Source organism: Sporosarcina sp. SAFN-015, from assembly GCF_059415085.1.
On record NZ_JBPFDR010000014.1, the window covers coordinates 1 to 16,563 of the forward strand.

General features: G+C 40.5%; 17 protein-coding genes and 2 pseudogenes. 8 read left to right on the top strand and 11 right to left on the bottom strand.

Annotation, left to right across the window (positions count from 1 at the left end; translation table 11 throughout):
• Positions 1–106: 106 nt before the first annotated feature.
• From ACR65H_RS17580 to ACR65H_RS17590, 3 genes are all read right to left on the bottom strand, one after another.
• A complete protein-coding gene (locus ACR65H_RS17580; protein ID WP_440502135.1) occupies positions 107–448 on the bottom strand; it encodes a stage V sporulation T C-terminal domain-containing protein in 342 nt (113 codons plus the stop codon).
• Between the two features lie 113 nt (positions 449–561).
• Positions 562–777 carry a hypothetical protein gene (locus tag ACR65H_RS17585; RefSeq protein ID WP_440502137.1) on the bottom strand — a complete coding sequence of 72 codons (216 nt, stop codon included), beginning with the start codon at positions 775–777 and terminating at the stop codon, positions 562–564.
• Positions 761–1,027, bottom strand: coding sequence for a hypothetical protein (locus ACR65H_RS17590; protein WP_440502139.1), 267 nt, complete (start codon positions 1,025–1,027; stop codon positions 761–763). The genes ACR65H_RS17585 and ACR65H_RS17590 overlap by 17 nt, the downstream gene beginning before the upstream one ends.
• Positions 1,028–1,255: 228 nt before the next feature.
• Here ACR65H_RS17590 and ACR65H_RS17595 point away from each other — a divergent pair, with 228 nt between their 5' ends.
• Together ACR65H_RS17595 and ACR65H_RS17600 are read left to right on the top strand one after the other, a co-directional pair.
• Positions 1,256–1,426: an AbrB/MazE/SpoVT family DNA-binding domain-containing protein gene (locus ACR65H_RS17595; RefSeq protein WP_440502141.1), complete on the top strand. Its 171-nt coding sequence runs from the start codon at positions 1,256–1,258 to the stop codon at positions 1,424–1,426.
• Between the two features lie 217 nt (positions 1,427–1,643).
• Positions 1,644–2,832 (top strand): IS3 family transposase gene (locus tag ACR65H_RS17600; RefSeq protein ID WP_440502143.1). Its coding sequence is split into 2 segments (ribosomal slippage): positions 1,644–1,912 and positions 1,911–2,832, totalling 1,191 coding nucleotides; the frame shifts between segments, so codons are not numbered across the junction.
• A 391-nt stretch (positions 2,833–3,223) separates the two neighbouring features.
• Here the strand turns inward: ACR65H_RS17600 and ACR65H_RS17605 are convergent.
• The 3 genes from ACR65H_RS17605 to spoVT (ACR65H_RS17615) all read right to left on the bottom strand — a co-directional run bounded on the left by ACR65H_RS17605 (position 3,224) and on the right by spoVT (ACR65H_RS17615) (position 5,956).
• The gene (locus tag ACR65H_RS17605; protein WP_440502217.1) at positions 3,224–4,474 is read right to left on the bottom strand and encodes a trypsin-like serine protease; all 1,251 of its coding nucleotides are present in this window, start codon (positions 4,472–4,474) and stop codon (positions 3,224–3,226) included.
• A 98-nt stretch (positions 4,475–4,572) separates the two neighbouring features.
• Positions 4,573–4,962 (bottom strand): YhfM domain-containing protein, encoded by a 390-nt coding sequence (locus ACR65H_RS17610; RefSeq protein WP_440502145.1) that lies wholly within the window; start codon positions 4,960–4,962, stop codon positions 4,573–4,575.
• Positions 4,963–5,434: 472 nt separating this feature from the next.
• Complete coding sequence (gene spoVT / locus ACR65H_RS17615) at positions 5,435–5,956, bottom strand: stage V sporulation protein T (protein ID WP_440502219.1); 522 nt, start codon at positions 5,954–5,956, stop codon at positions 5,435–5,437.
• 822 nt (positions 5,957–6,778) lie between these two features.
• Here spoVT (ACR65H_RS17615) and ACR65H_RS17620 point away from each other — a divergent pair.
• Together ACR65H_RS17620 and ACR65H_RS17625 are read left to right on the top strand one after the other, a co-directional pair.
• On the top strand, positions 6,779–7,264 hold the full coding sequence (locus ACR65H_RS17620; protein ID WP_440502146.1) for a hypothetical protein: 486 nt from the start codon (positions 6,779–6,781) through the stop codon (positions 7,262–7,264).
• A gap of 21 nt (positions 7,265–7,285) precedes the next feature.
• On the top strand, positions 7,286–7,735 hold the full coding sequence (locus ACR65H_RS17625) for a hypothetical protein (RefSeq protein ID WP_440502148.1): 450 nt from the start codon (positions 7,286–7,288) through the stop codon (positions 7,733–7,735).
• Between the two features lie 161 nt (positions 7,736–7,896).
• Here the strand turns inward: ACR65H_RS17625 and ACR65H_RS17630 are convergent.
• A pseudogene (locus ACR65H_RS17630) lies at positions 7,897–8,353 on the bottom strand (stage V sporulation T C-terminal domain-containing protein); the annotation flags it as partial.
• A gap of 120 nt (positions 8,354–8,473) precedes the next feature.
• Here ACR65H_RS17630 and ACR65H_RS17635 point away from each other — a divergent pair.
• Complete coding sequence (locus ACR65H_RS17635; protein WP_440502150.1) at positions 8,474–8,734, top strand: AbrB/MazE/SpoVT family DNA-binding domain-containing protein; 261 nt, start codon at positions 8,474–8,476, stop codon at positions 8,732–8,734.
• The gene (locus ACR65H_RS17640; RefSeq protein WP_440502152.1) at positions 8,734–9,132 is read left to right on the top strand and encodes a type II toxin-antitoxin system death-on-curing family toxin; all 399 of its coding nucleotides are present in this window, start codon (positions 8,734–8,736) and stop codon (positions 9,130–9,132) included. Before ACR65H_RS17635 ends, ACR65H_RS17640 begins: the two co-directional genes overlap by 1 nt.
• Positions 9,133–9,294: 162 nt before the next feature.
• On the opposite strand, the gene spoVT (ACR65H_RS17645) is transcribed toward ACR65H_RS17640, so the two are convergent.
• Complete coding sequence (gene spoVT, locus ACR65H_RS17645; protein ID WP_440502154.1) at positions 9,295–9,831, bottom strand: stage V sporulation protein T; 537 nt, start codon at positions 9,829–9,831, stop codon at positions 9,295–9,297.
• A gap of 774 nt (positions 9,832–10,605) precedes the next feature.
• Positions 10,606–10,871: pseudogene (locus ACR65H_RS17650) on the bottom strand (stage V sporulation T C-terminal domain-containing protein); the annotation flags it as partial.
• A 4-nt stretch (positions 10,872–10,875) separates the two neighbouring features.
• Here ACR65H_RS17650 and ACR65H_RS17655 point away from each other — a divergent pair.
• Together ACR65H_RS17655 and ACR65H_RS17660 are read left to right on the top strand one after the other, a co-directional pair.
• The gene (locus tag ACR65H_RS17655) at positions 10,876–11,424 is read left to right on the top strand and encodes a matrixin family metalloprotease (RefSeq protein WP_440502156.1); all 549 of its coding nucleotides are present in this window, start codon (positions 10,876–10,878) and stop codon (positions 11,422–11,424) included.
• Positions 11,425–11,447: 23 nt separating this feature from the next.
• Positions 11,448–12,218 carry a hypothetical protein gene (locus ACR65H_RS17660; protein ID WP_440502157.1) on the top strand — a complete coding sequence of 257 codons (771 nt, stop codon included), beginning with the start codon at positions 11,448–11,450 and terminating at the stop codon, positions 12,216–12,218.
• 122 nt (positions 12,219–12,340) lie between these two features.
• Here ACR65H_RS17660 and spoVT (ACR65H_RS17665) read toward each other — a convergent pair whose 3' ends face one another.
• On the bottom strand, positions 12,341–12,877 hold the full coding sequence (gene spoVT / locus ACR65H_RS17665; RefSeq protein WP_060205952.1) for a stage V sporulation protein T: 537 nt from the start codon (positions 12,875–12,877) through the stop codon (positions 12,341–12,343).
• 88 nt (positions 12,878–12,965) lie between these two features.
• Complete coding sequence (gene mfd, locus ACR65H_RS17670) at positions 12,966–16,508, bottom strand: transcription-repair coupling factor (RefSeq protein ID WP_440502159.1); 3,543 nt, start codon at positions 16,506–16,508, stop codon at positions 12,966–12,968.
• Positions 16,509–16,563 lie beyond the last annotated feature (55 nt).

Sequence of the window (16,563 nt, forward strand, 5' to 3'; positions counted from 1 at the left end):
AATCATCTGTATATTTAACCATAATAAAACACCCCAAAAGTTAGATTTTCAACTCTAACTTTTGGGGTGCACTTCACGATTCTTCCCGGTGCGTGCAGGCAGTTTTTCATTGTTCCATCTGTTTCGCCAAACAATGCACGGCGGTTTCTGCTGCTTTTTGTTCGGCTTCTCCGATGAAATGCACTTTCGATAGTAAATAAACAGCGCCAATTGTGTCTCCGCCCGCTACGATTGGGGCGATGCAGTAGGATTTCACTTTCTCGACTTGTCCAGGCACCCATTCCACTGCTTTTTCAAGCTTTTCCGTAACGATGGTGCGGCCCTTTAAGATGTCTTCCACGTCCGGAGCCAATTGGCGGTTCAAATAATCTTTTTTCGATAATTCGGATGCGGCGATCATTTCATCCCTGTGACCACCATCCCCAATAGCATATGGTCCTTTCCTCACCTATTTTAATCGCTGACGCTTTGATCTTGCCGGAAGGATGTTAATAACGTTGATTTCTCTATCATTTTCACGAACCACATAAAAAACAACATAATTTAGCATTCGATGCCGGCTCAGCCTTCAAAGGGTCCATGCTCAACCGTTCTGCCGACATACGGAAAAGAAGATAATAGACGATCAATTTCATCAATCATGTTATCTTCTTTAGAAAACCACCATTCAAGCACATCTTCTCCTTGTTCCGCAAAGAAAGCCTGAATTTGGTCTAAACAGTTATTGAATTCCTCTGTGAAATGAACCGAATAACTTCGGTTATTTTCTTCTCTCATGCCGCAATTCCTTTAGTTCTTTCGCAGTAAAGCGTGGCATATCAGGATTATCATAATAACGTTGGAGGGATTCCATTAACTCTGGATATACTTCAATTTGTTGTGCTAAGTTACCATCCTCTTCATCCATAAAAGACGTTTCATGAACTTCTAATGAAAACAGTTTTCCTTCTACAACAAACATTGCTGCATTTTGATCATTCAAGGCATTCGCAAGTTCTTCTTTTACATTTTTACTTAATGCACCCATTACGCATCACCTCAATAGATTTCTTTTCTTTATTATAGCACAGCAAAAGGTCCTTACTGATTATTCAGAACCCCCCACTCGCTGATTTTTCTCCTCCATGACGACAAATGAAAAACAGCCCATCCACACTTGGCAAGAATATGATATTAAATAGACGTTTTCCTCGTTGAAATGCAAATAACCTATTGTTATATTCGTTATAACAGTACTAACAAGGGTGTGAAAAGATTGGGGTTAATTGAAAAAAAAGTTACCAAGATCGGGAATAGTATTGGAATAACGCTGCCTTCGGAGATTTTAACACAAGCGGGATTATCGCAAGGATTCGACGTACAAATTGAAGTAAAAGACGGAAACATCCTTTTAAAAAATAAGGAGCATTTACAACATTCTAAATGATGCGATTAAGAAGCACGACAGAGCATTTAAAGGGCTAGTGGATGAATAATGGATTTGATTGTTTACTTAACACCTCATCAAGTAATTGCCATTTAGAAGTCAACGTTAGTTCAGCAGTACCCCCAGTATGCTAAGATGATTGATGATAGTCTAAAAATAGGACTCACTGAATTGGGGGAGTTATAATAAACTTATCCAATTGAGCGGAGTGAAAAAGATGAAAAGACAGTATGATAAAGAATTTAAAATGGATGCAGCCAGGTTAGTTGTGGAAGCGGGAAAAACAGCAGCCCAAGTGGCAAGGGACTTGGGTATCGCGGAACAGACGCTTCATAACTGGATTAAGAAATATAAAGAAGACAAGGACGGCAGTAGTTTTATCGGCAGCGGGCATAGTGCACCTGAGAAAGAGGCTATGCTGGATCTTCAGAAAAAGGTACGTGACCTAGAGGAAGAGAACGCCATCCTAAAAAAGGCTATGGGCATCTTCGCAAAAACCAGAAGTAATTTATAACTTCATCGAAGAGCACCGGCACGAATTTCGTGTCGCGAAGATGTGTCAGGTCCTAGGTGTATCTAAAAGCGGTTATTATAACTGGCGTGCTCGTGAGAAAAGTCCGCAGAAAGAGCGTCATGAAAGCCTTGTTCGCCATGTGAAGCGAGTACATCTTGCATCCAGAAAAATCTATGGTAGCCCCAAAATTACAGAGAAGTTAAATCAAGAAGGCATTAGCGTCTCGCAAAAAACAGTCGGCCGGATTATGAAAGAAGAAGGAATTAGATCCCAGACGGTCAAAAAATATAAAGCAACCACTAACTCTAAACATTCATTGCCTGTTTATCCAAACCTATTGAATCAAGAGTTTCATGTAGACGAACCAGGCAAGGTATGGGTCGGTGACATCACGTACATCTGGACAAAAGAAGGCTGGCTATACTTGGCGACCATCATGGATTTATATTCTCGACGGATACTCGGCTGGTACATGAGTGAACGAATGACAAAGGAGCTTGTCATCACTGCCCTCAAACGGGCAATCGGTCGTCAAACTCCATCTGAAGACCTTATTCACCACTCGGATCGAGGAAGCCAATATGCATCCCATGACTATCAAAATATCCTTCGAGGGTATCGTATAACCACAAGCATGAGCCGGAAAGGCAACTGTTACGACAACGCTTGCATTGAATCTTTCCATAGTATTATTAAACGTGAGTTGATCTATCACGAAACCTATAAGACGAGACAACAGGCGAAAGACAGCATCGTTGAGTATATTGAATGTTTTTATAACACAATTCGAATCCATTCAACAAATGGCTATTTGTCCCCAATTGATAAGGAAAATGCCTATTATCAGTGTCTATTAGTAGACGTCGAGGGAAGCCCCTTAACCTTGTCGTAAGTGAATAGAGTGAAACTCTGTTCGCTTATGACAAGGCGAACAAGCAAAGCGCGTTAGTTAGATTATACAAGTAGCTATGAATCTCAATTTATTGTGTCCAATTTATTGACTTAGTATCACCATTAGCTTCGCAATTTTCTCGGATATCCCATCTTTGTCATGAATGTGAACTTATAAAAGATAACACTGTTCTGTTCCATCATTAGGTGATGCAAGATATAAATTCTAAACCCTTACTACACCTGTATTTATCTTCGTCTTTCTTTTTCTTAAAGACAAACAACATTTGCCCGTAGTACCGAAAAAAACGGCGAATCGCCGCTTTTTTTGCTTATTATGGCTCAGAACTGATATTTTTAGTATCTATAATCAAGCACACACCTGTGGTGGGTTAATCAGCAACTTTCAGCGGTGTACTGCTTGTATAAAGAAACAAATCATAATGATTAAATACATCTATAATGTCTGTAAAAACTGGATGACCATTTTCTAACTTACCTACATGAATTCCTGTTAATACGTTTCCATTTGCACTAGGACGATAAATGGCTCCTCCACTATCGCCTTTGGCAGAATAATTTGCCCAGTCATCAGGAACTACTACAGACACTATTCTAGTGAATGGAGGGTTTTCCCAATTGTTAGACACAAAACCTTTCTGGATAACTCTTCCACATGTTTTAGGTGTACTTATACCAACACGACAAATTACTTGACTAAATGCAGGGCTTGTCGATGCAGCATTTACGAAATAATTATCAAATTCTTCTGATGCACTATCATCTGAAACTACTTTAATACCGTTAGTAGCATAGCGTCCACCTAACAACGCATTATCCATTATTTTCACTAAAGCAGCGTCTAAATTCACATAGCCTGCTGCAGTATGCTGGCGACCCACGTATGAACTCCATTGTCGTACACGACTGCCTGTACCGTCACTGGCTGTTGTTCCAGAGTTAAAACAATGAGCAGCAGTCAATAAAAAATATTGACCATTTTTATATGCTATCCCTGCTACAGAACAAGAACCGCCAGTTAGTTGAATACCGAGACCTGCCCCTAGTTTATTCCAATTTGATTTTACAGATTTCTCTGAAATGCTTTTTCCACTAAACTCCTTTAATCTAAACTCTAATACATCAGAGTGATTTTCCATAAGCTTTTCTAATAAACTATTATCTAAGTACTCAGCAGAAAACTTAACTTTTCCTTCAAATATATCTGGAACCAATTCAAATATAGGTAACTTTGATTCATCTCCGTAATAGTTTTTTACTTCTTCATAAATTATCATTTGCTGTTTAAATAAATCATCAAATGTGTAATTAGTTACTTCTGTTTTAATACCCCTTTTCTGAAGCTCATTGATTAATTCTCTTATGGCTTTATTGGAGATATATTCGCTCTCCTTATATCTAAAATGCAAAACGTCGTCCTCATCAAAGTATAAATCTCCAATCAACCCTATGTTACTAGACAATGTATTCAATTTATTTGCTATGCTATTAAATTCCTCTAATTGTTTGTCTTGGTTCTGGATAGTGGTTTCGGTTATTTTTTGCTGTGCAGCAAGTGTTTGACCATCAAAACTAAATAGAAGGATGACGACACTAAAGAGGAAGGTTCCAATAAATACCACTTTCTTCAAGTGAATCTACTCCCTTATTAGTAATTATGTTGCTGCCATGACTAATAATTGACTGATAACCCGGAATACCAACTCTCGATTTTAACGAGTTATTTATCCAAAAAATTAACTAACCTAGGAATAGCTTTTTCATTTAATGAATATTTTTCATCGGCTACCTCAAAACGTCCTGTAGTACTGGAAAAAAGCCATAAATCTACGACTTCTTTGGCATCATTTTTATAAGTCACCTCTAGCTTATATCTTGACCCGACATCTGATACAGGCCCTCGATATTTATCCGCATTCTGAATGGCGTCTACAAAAATATTGATTTCATCGGATTTTTTTATTTCTTGTGGGTCCATTGCCTCTGATCCTTGGTCTATTACAATAATTGACTGAATTTCGTCTTTAAATTCAAATGTATTTTCCTCCTTTTCTTTATTATTACATCCAACTAGCAACAGTAAGCTGAATAAGATAAACAGTTTTTTCATTATTGTTCCCTTCTTTCGTTTATGGTAAACTCACAAACTCATATTTTATTCCAATATCCCTTTTCTCCTTTAAACATATGACGTGTTGTCTAAAGAAATTGTTACATTTTTCTTTTTCAGTAATCAAAAAAGCTCCTTTCTTATCGTATTATTTATATTATCAATGTTTTTATTTTACCATTTTACAGGCATATGGATTCATGGATCAATTCGCTATTTATCAATATTGTTATGGCTGCTACCTTATTATCACGTGGTGAATTTTTTATTATTCGATACTGTTCTACCCCGGCTCTCCCCTCAGCGTGAACTTGCTTCGGGTGACGGCTTCATTATTATATCTCTCATGCTCATTTTCCCATTAATGGCTTGGCAAACGATAGGAAGGCAACCGTTTTATAAAAAAACTTGGATTTCACGCGAAAAAACAGCCCACCCACCCCGATTATTCCCGGTGCGTGCAGGCTGTTTTTCATTGTTCCATCTGTTTCGCCAAAAAGTGAGCTGCAGTTTCTGCTGCTTTTTGTTCGGCTTCTCCGATGAAATGTACTTTCGATAGTAAATAGACGGCGCAAATTGTATCTCCGCCCGCTACGATCGGGGCGATGCAATATGATTTCACTTGCTCGGTTTGGCCGGGCACCCATTCCACTGCTTTTTCAAGCTTTTCCGTGACGATGGTGCAACCTGTTAAGATTTCTTCCACGTCCGGAGCCAATTGGCGGTTCAAATAATCTTTTTTCGATAATCCGGATACGGCGATCATTTCATCCCTGTCACTGATCAGGGCGGGTGTTCCGAGGGTTTCGTATAGTGTTTCTGCGTACTCTTTCGCAAATTGACCGAGCTCGGAAATAGGAGAATATTTCTTAAGGATACCCTCGCCATCCCTGTCGGTGAAGATTTCAAGCGGGTCCCCCTCGCGTATGCGAAGCGTCCGTCTGATCTCTTTCGGAATGACCACCCTCACCAGATCATCAATTCTGCGCACGATTCTGTTGCTTTCATCGATAGCATACCATTGATTTCTGTCTTCCTTACATAACTAATGTTTCAATCGAGGGCATATGAAGCAATTAAAAACACAAATATACATTTACTTTTATGAGATGATTTTTTATTGTTGTTTGAAAAAGGTTTTTAAAAAAACAGATTAAAAAAAGTTTAAATGATACAGCAAACCATAGCAAATTAACATTGATCCTTTAAATGTTTTTGACTATCTGAGCGGTCTCACCATAAGTAAAATTTCCCAGCACCAAAAATTATGTAATAAATATACAGGGTACAGTGCTTATTCTCATAAGATTACTTATGAAATAATCGAAAGTATTCCTGTCTAATAATAGAAATTAGATATGGGAAAATACTCTAGTTCTTTTGACATGTTTTAAGAGTGTTTAGTTCAATTTCGATAATTGAACATGACGTATTGGCACCTGTAGTTGGGAAAATTGCTTATACGCTTGTATTTTGATTAAGAAATTGACACAATCAGGTTATAAGAAATTCAATTCCCACTATTATGAATAATTCCGCATTTAATAAAAAAAGGGAGGTTACGTGAATAGAAAAATCTAAAAAATTGCTAGAATTCTATTAGCGTTATGGTATTCAGGTGGAATGGTATAGCAATTACAGAGTTGATTTCTTCAACAGTGATCCATAATGTAACTTTTGATATTTAATGAAGAATGCAATGGTAATCCTCTGAATTTTACCACTCTGTAAAAAAGATTATTACTTAGAAGTAGATTTATTATAATCCTGTGTATCTAAAATATCTATTTACAAACAAAAACAGGGAGGGATTTTCATGGATAAAAAGAGTAAAAAGTTTATGATTTCTTTTATCTTATCTTTCTTTTTTCTATCGTTATTCAATTTTTCATTGGAATTTAACGTGAGTGCAGCAGTACCCCCTGTATGCTCAGATGATGTAAAAGCAGTACAGGCAATAGATGATGATTTAATTACAATTCAATGTTCTTCTAAGGATCAATGGGCTGCTATTAGATCTAATGCAACGTATTCCAATGTAAATGGAAATTTCGTTAATTATTCAAATACGGGAGGGTATACGAAAGCTAGACGAGATTTTGATTCGATGCCCGGGAGAGTTACAGTCAACACGTCCAGTACAATGGTAAAAGACACAGGCGAAGGGCTACATTTAACACTATATAGATCAACTGGCACTAATACAAATCCATGGTCATTACAATATCCACGCAGCCTAATTTCAGGTACTTATGATAAAATTAGATACTATGAGGGGTCGGTAATACCTATAGAACCATAAAATATGAAAGTTGGCCAGAGCATGATAAGAAAACCAACACTCATCACTTGGGAACCTACTGAAGAACTTACTAAAGGATTTATTGAAGTAGTAAAATTTGATGTGTGTTTCAGTGATAAGGGGTTAACTATAACTCTAATTGACAAAATGAGAACTACAGTAGACATCACATATGATAAGGGGACAAACTACTTGGGAGATTATGTTGTATCTTTCCGTTATACCAGTGAAATCCCCATGTCCATGCTTGCCTCACTTGCAGAGGCAGCCAGGGATAAGAGTTGTCTAAATAATTTCGAGACTTGTTTTTATAAAGCATTGGACTCTGATTATTTAGATCGGTTCAAGCCATATTTTCCCGGCGATTTAGCAGATGGTTTGGAGCACCATATATTTCCGGTGGGCACGGGAATAGTAGAGGTTATTAGTGACTATAAACCGAGCGTTACTTTAACTAAGACCACATTCTAATCAGTAGACCTATGTCGATTAACCCAAAAACAATAATCCATCCTTGAGTGTCTAGCTCGATAGGATGGATATCGAGCAGAGATGCAAAGCACGCAAGATAGCACTATTTCAAAAAAACAGCCCACCCACCCCGATTCTTCCCGTTGCGTGCAGGCTGTTTTTCATTGTTCCATCTGTTTCGCCAAAAAATGTGCAGCGGTTTCTGCTGCTTTTTGTTCGGCTTCTCCGATGAAATGCACTTTCGATAGTAAATAGACGGCGCCAATTGTGTCTCCGCCCGCTACGATTGGGGCGATGCAGTAGGATTTCACTTGCTCGACTTGTCCGGGCACCCATTCGACTCCCTTTTCAAGCTTTTCGGTTACCATGGTGCGGCCCTTTAAGATGTCTTCCACGTCCGGAGCCAATTGGCGGTTCAGATAATTTTTTTTCGATAATCCGGATACGGCGATCATTTCGTCCCTGTCACTGATCAGGGCGGGTGTTCCGAGGGTTTCGTATAGTGTTTCTGCGTACTCTTTCGCAAATTGACCGAGCTCGGAAATAGGAGAATATTTCTTAAGGATAACCTCGCCATCCCTGTCGGTGAAGATTTTCAAGCGGGTCCCCTACGTGGATCGTGAATATTCGTGATAGTCTGTTACAAGCATGCCAAGAATTCGATAGTAAATATAAGTTTTCCTCATTGAAATAGAAATAACCAAATGTTATATTCGTTATAACAGTACTAACGGGGATGTGAAAAGATTGGAATTAATTGAAAGAAAAGTTACCAAGATCGGAAACAGTATTGGAATAACTCTGCCTTCAGAGGTTTTAACACAAGCTGGATTATCGCAAGGGGACGACGTACAAATTGAAGTAAAAGACGGAAAGATCATTTTAAAAAAGAAAGAGCATTTACAGCTTCCAGATGGGGTTGACGCAGAGTTTATGGAAATTCTGAATGACGTGATTAAGGAGCATGATAAAGCATTTAAAGGGCTAGTGGATAGATAATGGAGAAAATTGTTTACTTAACAACCAATCAAGTAATTGCCATTAATACAGTGCAAATTCATCTATATTCACCAAAAGAACCGGTAGGCGTAAAAGATCCCGGACTACTCGACTCTGCAATTAACCGGCCAAAGCAGACAGTATTTGGTAGTGATGCCTACCCCTCAATTCATGAAAAAGCCGCTGCTCTATTTGAATCTATTGCTAAAAATTATGCTTTCCATAATGCAAATAAACGAACAGCCCTTGCTTCCCTAATTGTATTTTTGAAACTCAATCACTACAGGTGGACAATGGGAATACAAGAGGAACAGGATTTTACTGTGGACATGGTAAACCATGAATACACTTTTGAAGAAATTGTCCTCACTATTAAAGAGAACACCGAAGCAATTTAGTGTTATTTAAGAATCATGTCATAGCCGATTGAAATCCTATTATGCAGGCATATTTTATTGTACAGATATGCACCTAATTAATGGACAGCATGCATTTGCATAGTTTTTAAGCAAAAAACAGCCCACCCACCCCGATTCATCCCGGTGCGTGCAGGCTGTTTTTCATTGTTCCATTTGTTTCGCCAAAAAATGCGCGGCGGTTTCTGCTGCTTTTTGTTCGGCTTCTCCGATGAAATGGACTTTCGATAATAAATAAACAGCGCCAATTGTATCTCCGGCGGCTACAATCGGGGCGATGCAATAGGACTTCACTTGCTCGACTTGTCCGGGCACCCATTCCACTGCCTTTTCAAGCTTTTCGGTTACCATGGTGCGGCCCTTTAAGATGTCTTCCACGTCCGGAGCCAATTGGCGGTTCAAATAATCTTTTTTCGATAATCCGGATACGGCGATCATTTCGTCCCTTTCACTGATCAGGGCGGGTGTTCCGAGGGGTTCATATAGTGTTTCTGCGTACTCTGTCGCAAATTGACCGAGCTCAGAAATTGGGGAATACTTCTTTAGAATAACCTCGCCATCCCTGTCGGTGAAGATTTCAAGCGGGTCCCCCTCGCGTATGCGAAGCGTCCGTCTGATCTCTTTCGGGATGACCACCCTCCCCAGATCATCAATTCTGCGCACGATTCCTGTTGCTTTCATCGGTAGCACCCCATTGATTTCTGTCTTTATTAAATCATTAAGGTTTCAATCGAGGGCATATAAGCAATTAAAAACACAAATATACATTTACTTTTATGAGATGATTCTTTATCGTTGTTTGAAAAACATATGTTAAAAAAACAAATTAAGCAGTTAAAATGATACAGCAATCCAATGCACATTTACATTGGTCTTTTTGATGTTTTTGACTATCTGAGTAGCCTCACCATAAGTAAAATATCACAGTACCAACAATTATGTAATAAATATACAGGGAATAGTGTTTATTCTGATAAGATAACTTTTGAAAAAATCGAAAGTATATCCCTGTCCAATAATAGAAATTATATACGGGAAAATAATCTATTCCTTTCAACCTGTTTTAAGAGTATTTAGTTCAATTTTGATAATTAAACATGACATGTTGGCACCTGTAGTTGGGAAAATTGCTTATACGCTTGTATTTTAAATAAGAAACTGGCACAATCAGGTTACAAAAACCAATGCACACTACTATGAATAGTCCCATATTTTTAAAAACAGAAAGGAAGGTTAAGTGAATAGAAAAATCCAAAAAAATTGCTAAAGTTCTATTACGTTATGGTATTCAGAAGGAATGGTATAGCAATTACAGAATTGGTTTTTTCCTCAGTGTTGCATAATGTACCTTTTGATATTTTATGAAAAATGCAATGTAATTCCCCGAATTTTACCACTCTTTAAAAAAGATTATTACCAAGAAGTCGATTTATTATAGTTTTAAACTGTGTATCTTACGGCGATCATTTCATCTCTCTCACTGATCAGGGTTGGTATTCCGAGGGTTTCATATATTGTTTTGCGTACTCTTTCGCAAATTGACCGAGCTCGGAATTAGGAGAATACTCCTTTAATATAAACTCGTCATCCCTGTCGGTGAAGATTTCACGCGAGTCCCCTTCATGTATGCGAAACGTCCGTCTGATCTCTTTCGGGATAACCCCCTCACCAGATAAGATCTTAGCGCTATAAGTAATTAATAATTGATTACAGGGAGGCATTAACATGAATAAATACAAAAAGAAGTTAATATTTATTTTCTCTTTTTTACTTTGCCTTTTGGTTTTAACTAATCTTTTGCAAAGAGACGTATTTGCATACGAATTAAAAGGACATCGACAAGGAAACCCTTCATTTATTTCTTACAAATGGGGAAGTGGCTTGACAAGTTCAATGATACAAAATGGATGGACAAAGGGAGGAGACAGCTGGAGAGTATCAACCAAAAGTTATGTGAGGTTTTATTATAACTCAGGCTCTGTAAATACATTCTCACAATATTATATAAGAGATTATGGCGATTATGGTGAAATAATTTATCTAAATATATCTGGAGGGCTTTTGACAAGATTTGAAGCTAAATTAAATGAATATGCAATTTTAACGAATAATGTAGCACAAAGCGTAGCAGTTCACGAAATGGGACACGCTTTAGGATTAAGCGACTTGTCTAGTGGGGCATCCATAATGAATCATAATAGAAACCGAGCCGTCATAATAACGCCCCAAACAGATGACTTAAATGGTATTAGAGCTATTTATGGAGAATTTTAATCAAACACAAAGGAGTTGAAATAATGAAGAATACTTCCGAGCGCCCATACATCCTATTCATTATTCTACCAGTACTTTTATTAGCTTTTGGTGCGTTCATAATTATTCCTTTTGCAACTAGTAAGGAAAGTTCTAAAAATGTTGAAGTAGTTTTAACGCATGATTTGAATGTGCTTGGCGAACTATCCGATATGGTTACTAACTCCGACTATATTGTCTTAGGTTCTTACACTAGCTTCGATTCTACTTGGAACATGGCGAGCAATCCTCACAACCCAATGGATGAGTCAAATGACAAATATGTAGAGGGGAAATTATTTAATTTTAAGATTGAGGAAGTCTTAAAGGGCAATATTAGAGATGAGGTTATTAAGATTAACCACAGACATTCTGAAATTGTAGATCTAGAAATTACTTCAGGAGACGAGGTTATTTCTCCAGAAGGGTTACTAATCAAGTCGCCATCTAAGATTACAGTCCATAAAGTTAACAACAATTACCCTTTATTTATAGAACCGGAGTTTGGAGGAAGGTATATAGTCTTTTTAAAGAAGGATCAGTTTGATGAGATTTATTTAAGGCCGGGTGAACCTTACTTAATAAAAGTAAATAAAAATGATACGGTAGCATTACAAAGTAAACTGCTCAGTCCTGATTTGAGTTCATTCATAACCGAAAATAGAGGAGAGAAAAATATTACAATAATAAATGAATTTAGCACCACTATTGATGATAAAGTCTCTGGTATGGATTTAATTCAAGTACTCGAAAAAATCAAAGGTGAACTAGAATAGGTAGCTACGAATAATTGAGGAGCAATACCCGGTAACTATGCAAACCGTATTATGCGAATATGACTTTTTTTTAAAAAACAGCCCACCCACCCCGATGCTTCTCGGTGTGTGCAGGCTGTTTTTCATTGTTCCATCTGTTTCGCCAAAAAATGTGCTGCGGTTTCTGCTGCTTTTTGTTCGGCTTCTCCGATAAAATGGACTTTCGATAGTAAATAGACGGCGCCAATTGTGTCTCCGCCCGCTACAATCGGGGCGATGCAGTAGGATTTCACTTGCTCGACTTGTCCAGGCACCCATTCCACTGCCTTTTCAAGCTTTTCCGTTACAATGGTACGACCCTTTAAGATGTCTTCCACGTCCGGAGCCAATTGGCGGTTCAAATAATCTTTTTTCGATAATCCGGATACGGCGATCATTTCGTCCCTGTCACTGATCAGGGCTGGTGTTCCGAGGGTTTCATATAGTGTTTCTGCGTACTCTTTCGCAAATTGACCGAGCTCGGAAATAGGGGAATATTTCTTAAGGATAACCTCGCCATCCCTGTCGGTGAAGATTTCAAGCGGGTCCCCTTCGCGTATGCGAAGCGTCCGTCTGATCTCTTTCGGGATGACCACCCTGCCCAGATCATCAATTCTGCGCACGATTCCTGTTGCTTTCATGCATGATGCCTCACTTTCCAAAAATTAAAACCGTCTTCCGTTCGGATATAGTATGCATCATGCTTGGACATTTTATGCAATAGTTCCTTTAGACGGAATCCACGGATGATGGTTCCTTAATGGACGAATGCAAAATCCTCATCATCGCTTCAAGGACGTCAAATTCCGTCTTCTTGCCTGTATGGCGCTCATCCACCGTAATGATCAGCCTTCCGTCTTCCATCGTAAAACCGACAGCACGGCCGAATTCCATCGAGTCGGCTACTATTTTAGCTCCGTCCGTTTTTGCTGTTCCTTCTTCGGTCAGACGGATTTCGATGACAGCACGCTGCTTTTTGATTGATTCGACGCCTGCCATGCGCCCCCATGCTTTAATCCGTCCGACACGCAGCAATAGGTCGGCTTCTAACGGCAGATCACCGAAACGGTCTGTCATTTCATCGACAAGCTCGGAGTAATCCTCCTCGCTTTCGATCGCTTTCACCCGTTTATACATTTGTATCTTCTGGAATCCGTCTTTGATATATGAATCCGGCAAATACGCATTGATCGGCAATGAAATCTCGACGTCCGGAATTTCCGATTTGACGATGCCTGTCTGTTTTTCTTCGATTGCGTCTTGCAACATTTGCGAATAAAGGTCAAATCCGACAGAATCGATGAAGCCATGTTGCTGGGAACCTAGCAAGTTCCCGGCTCCGCGAATCGACAAGTCCCGCATCGCAATTTTGAACCCGGATCCGAGCTCCGTAAATTCTTTAATTGCTTGCAGACGGCTTTCCGCGACTTCCGTCAGCACTTTGTCGCGCTGGTAAAGGAAGTAGCCGTATGCGACGCGGTTCGAACGTCCGACCCGTCCGCGCAGCTGATACAGCTGGGATAAGCCCATTCGGTCTGCGTCATGGACGATGAGCGTATTGACGTTTGGAATATCAATGCCTGTCTCGATAATCGTCGTCGTGACGAGCACGTCGTATTCGCCTTCCAAGAAGCTCAGAATAACAGATTCCAGCGTCGACTCATTCATTTGCCCATGGGCGAAGGCGACACGCGCTTCCGGGACGAGCTGTTTGATTTCATCGACCTTGCGCGTCATGTCCTCAACGCGGTTGTATAGGTAGAATACTTGCCCACCGCGCCCGAGTTCGCGCTCGATCGCTTCTCTCACAAGGGCAAAGTTGTGCTCCATGACATACGTCTGTACCGGGAAACGGTTCGCTGGAGGCGTTTCAATGACAGACAAATCCCGGACACCAAGCATCGACATATGCAGCGTTCTTGGGATTGGCGTCGCCGTCAATGTAAGGACGTCGACATTCGTTTTCAGCTGCTTCAATTTCTCTTTATGTGTTACGCCGAATCGCTGTTCTTCGTCGACGATGAGCAGGCCTAGGTCTTTATAGACAACGTCTTTAGAAAGAAGACGATGAGTGCCAACGACGACATCGATCGTACCCGCTTTCAAGCCTTTCAACGTTTCTGTCTGTTCTTTCCGCGTGCGGAAACGGTTCAATAGTGACACTTCCACCGGAAAGCCGGAGAACCGCTCCTTCATTGTCTCATAATGTTGCTGGGCAAGAATGGTTGTCGGGACGAGGAAAGCGACTTGCTTACCGTCCGCGACCGCCTTGAAGGCAGCACGGATTGCCACTTCCGTCTTCCCGTATCCGACATCCCCGCAAAGAAGACGATCCATTGGACGCTCCCTCTCCATGTCCTTTTTCACTTCCGCGATGGAACGGAGCTGGTCTTCCGTCTCGTCATATGGAAATGCATTTTCGAAAGATCGCTGCAAATCATCATCAGCGGAGAACGCGTACCCTTTTTCCGACTCACGCTTCGCATAGAGTTTGATCAGATCATCCGCGATGTCTTTTACTGCGGATGACACTTTGCTCTTCGTCTTCTTCCATTCTGCACCACCGAGCTTATGGAGTTTTGGTTCCTTCTCCCCGGAAGCTACATATTTCTGGATCAGATCGATTTGATCCGCAGGGACGAAAAGTTTATCCTCTCCGCGATAGCGAATATCGAGGTAATCTTTATGGATGCCGTTCACTTCGAGTGTCACGACGCCATAATATTTACCGATTCCGTGGTGGACATGGACGATATAGTCGCCAGGCTTGATTTCCGAATAGCTTTTGATGCGTTCCGCGTTTGTCATTTTCTGGGGACGAGTTTTTCGCTTCGGTTTCCCTTTGAACAGCTCGGCGTCCGTAATGACAGCAAGACGGTGGAACGGCAACTCGAATCCTGCTGACAGATCCCCCTCAATGATGGAAATGGATCCTGCAGATCCTGCATCTGTCGGCTTGCCGTTCAATGTCGCATCCATCTCGTAATCTCTTAGAATCGATTGGACTTTCTTCATCCGTTCATCGCCATCAGCAACGATAAAAACATTGTATTTCCCTTGCTGCCAACGTTCCATTTCATTTTTCAACAGGTTCATCTGGCCATGAAATTCTTGCATTGGTTTGCAGGAGAACGAAACGGTTTTTTTCAAGACGATGCCAGGAACTGCCCGTACGAACAAGGATAAGTAAGATTTCGGCTGATCGAGCATTTTGTGCATCTCTTCGAATGAAAACGAGATTTTCGCATCATGGACGATCTTTCCATCTTCAAGAAGCGTCAGAAACCATTCCTTCTCTTCGCTTTCCATAGAAGAAGAAACTTCAAGAATTCGTCCGATTTCATCAAATAAGACGATGCCGTTTTCCGGAAAATAATCACCTAGATAGGATGGAACCCGATCTGAAAACGATACATGCTTCATCATCCCTTCCGGAGTGATGCCATCCCGCAAAAGGTCGATGTCTCGGGTGATGTTCATTGTCAGGGATTCTTTTGCCTCTTCATTCTTCATCCGCTTCAAACTTGCACTGAGAGCGTCCTCTAAATTAGTGGCGATTTGTGATAGTTCGGCGGCACCCCAAACATGTTCCGTCGCGGGAAGGATCGTCACCTCTGTCAGTTTGTCGGTCGAACGCTGGTCTTCTGCAGAAAATGCCCGGATGGAGTCGACATCCGTGTCGAACAGCTCGATTCGGATCGGGTTCTCTACATTCAATGGATACACGTCCAAAATACCGCCCCGAAGAGCGAAATCGCCCGGCGCAGTTACCATTTCCTGTCTTCCGTAACCCATTTCCACAAGCTTTCGCGTCCACTCGTCCACGTCGATACTGTCATCCAGATGGACGGACAAGGAATTTTCGAGCCATCTATCTTTTGGAGGAAGAAGTTTCTTCATTCCCGCAACTGGCGTAATATAAATTCCTTTCCCAACACGCGCCATATGGTCGAGCGTATCGATCCGGCTTGCACGAAGTTCATAACTAGCCACAGAAAAATCGGCAGCGACCAATTCCTCTGCAGGATACAAGTGAACGAGTGATTCTCCAAGCATTTTTACAAGGTCTTCATATGTACGTTGTGCTTGCAGCATGTTGGGAGTGATGATCAGGATTGGCCTGTCAGCGGACTGCTGGACAGTCTTAAAAAAGACGGCTTTTGCACCGCCCGATAGACCCGCCAAAAGTTGACGGTCCTGTCCCGTTTTCAGTTCCTCAACGACTTTAGTAATCTCTTTGTCTTGTAGAAATAATTCTATGAGCGCATCCAATGATCATTTTCCTCGCTTTGCAATAAATAAAATTAAGTGAAAAAAGCTTTGCGCG

Bases quoted from the DNA above. Each gene is read 5' to 3' on its own strand.
- ACR65H_RS17585 (WP_440502137.1), bottom strand. From the start codon at position 777: ATGAGAGAAGAAAATAACCGAAGTTATTCGGTTCATTTCACAGAGGAA.
- ACR65H_RS17590 (WP_440502139.1), bottom strand. From the start codon at position 1,027: ATGGGTGCATTAAGTAAAAATGTAAAAGAAGAACTTGCGAATGCCTTG.
- ACR65H_RS17610 (WP_440502145.1), bottom strand. From the start codon at position 4,962: ATGAAAAAACTGTTTATCTTATTCAGCTTACTGTTGCTAGTTGGATGT.
- ACR65H_RS17620 (WP_440502146.1), top strand. From the start codon at position 6,779: ATGGATAAAAAGAGTAAAAAGTTTATGATTTCTTTTATCTTATCTTTC.
- ACR65H_RS17625 (WP_440502148.1), top strand. From the start codon at position 7,286: ATGATAAGAAAACCAACACTCATCACTTGGGAACCTACTGAAGAACTT.
- ACR65H_RS17640 (WP_440502152.1), top strand. From the start codon at position 8,734: ATGGAGAAAATTGTTTACTTAACAACCAATCAAGTAATTGCCATTAAT.
- spoVT (WP_440502154.1), bottom strand. From the start codon at position 9,831: ATGAAAGCAACAGGAATCGTGCGCAGAATTGATGATCTGGGGAGGGTG.
- ACR65H_RS17655 (WP_440502156.1), top strand. From the start codon at position 10,876: ATGAATAAATACAAAAAGAAGTTAATATTTATTTTCTCTTTTTTACTT.
- ACR65H_RS17660 (WP_440502157.1), top strand. From the start codon at position 11,448: ATGAAGAATACTTCCGAGCGCCCATACATCCTATTCATTATTCTACCA.
- spoVT (WP_060205952.1), bottom strand. From the start codon at position 12,877: ATGAAAGCAACAGGAATCGTGCGCAGAATTGATGATCTGGGCAGGGTG.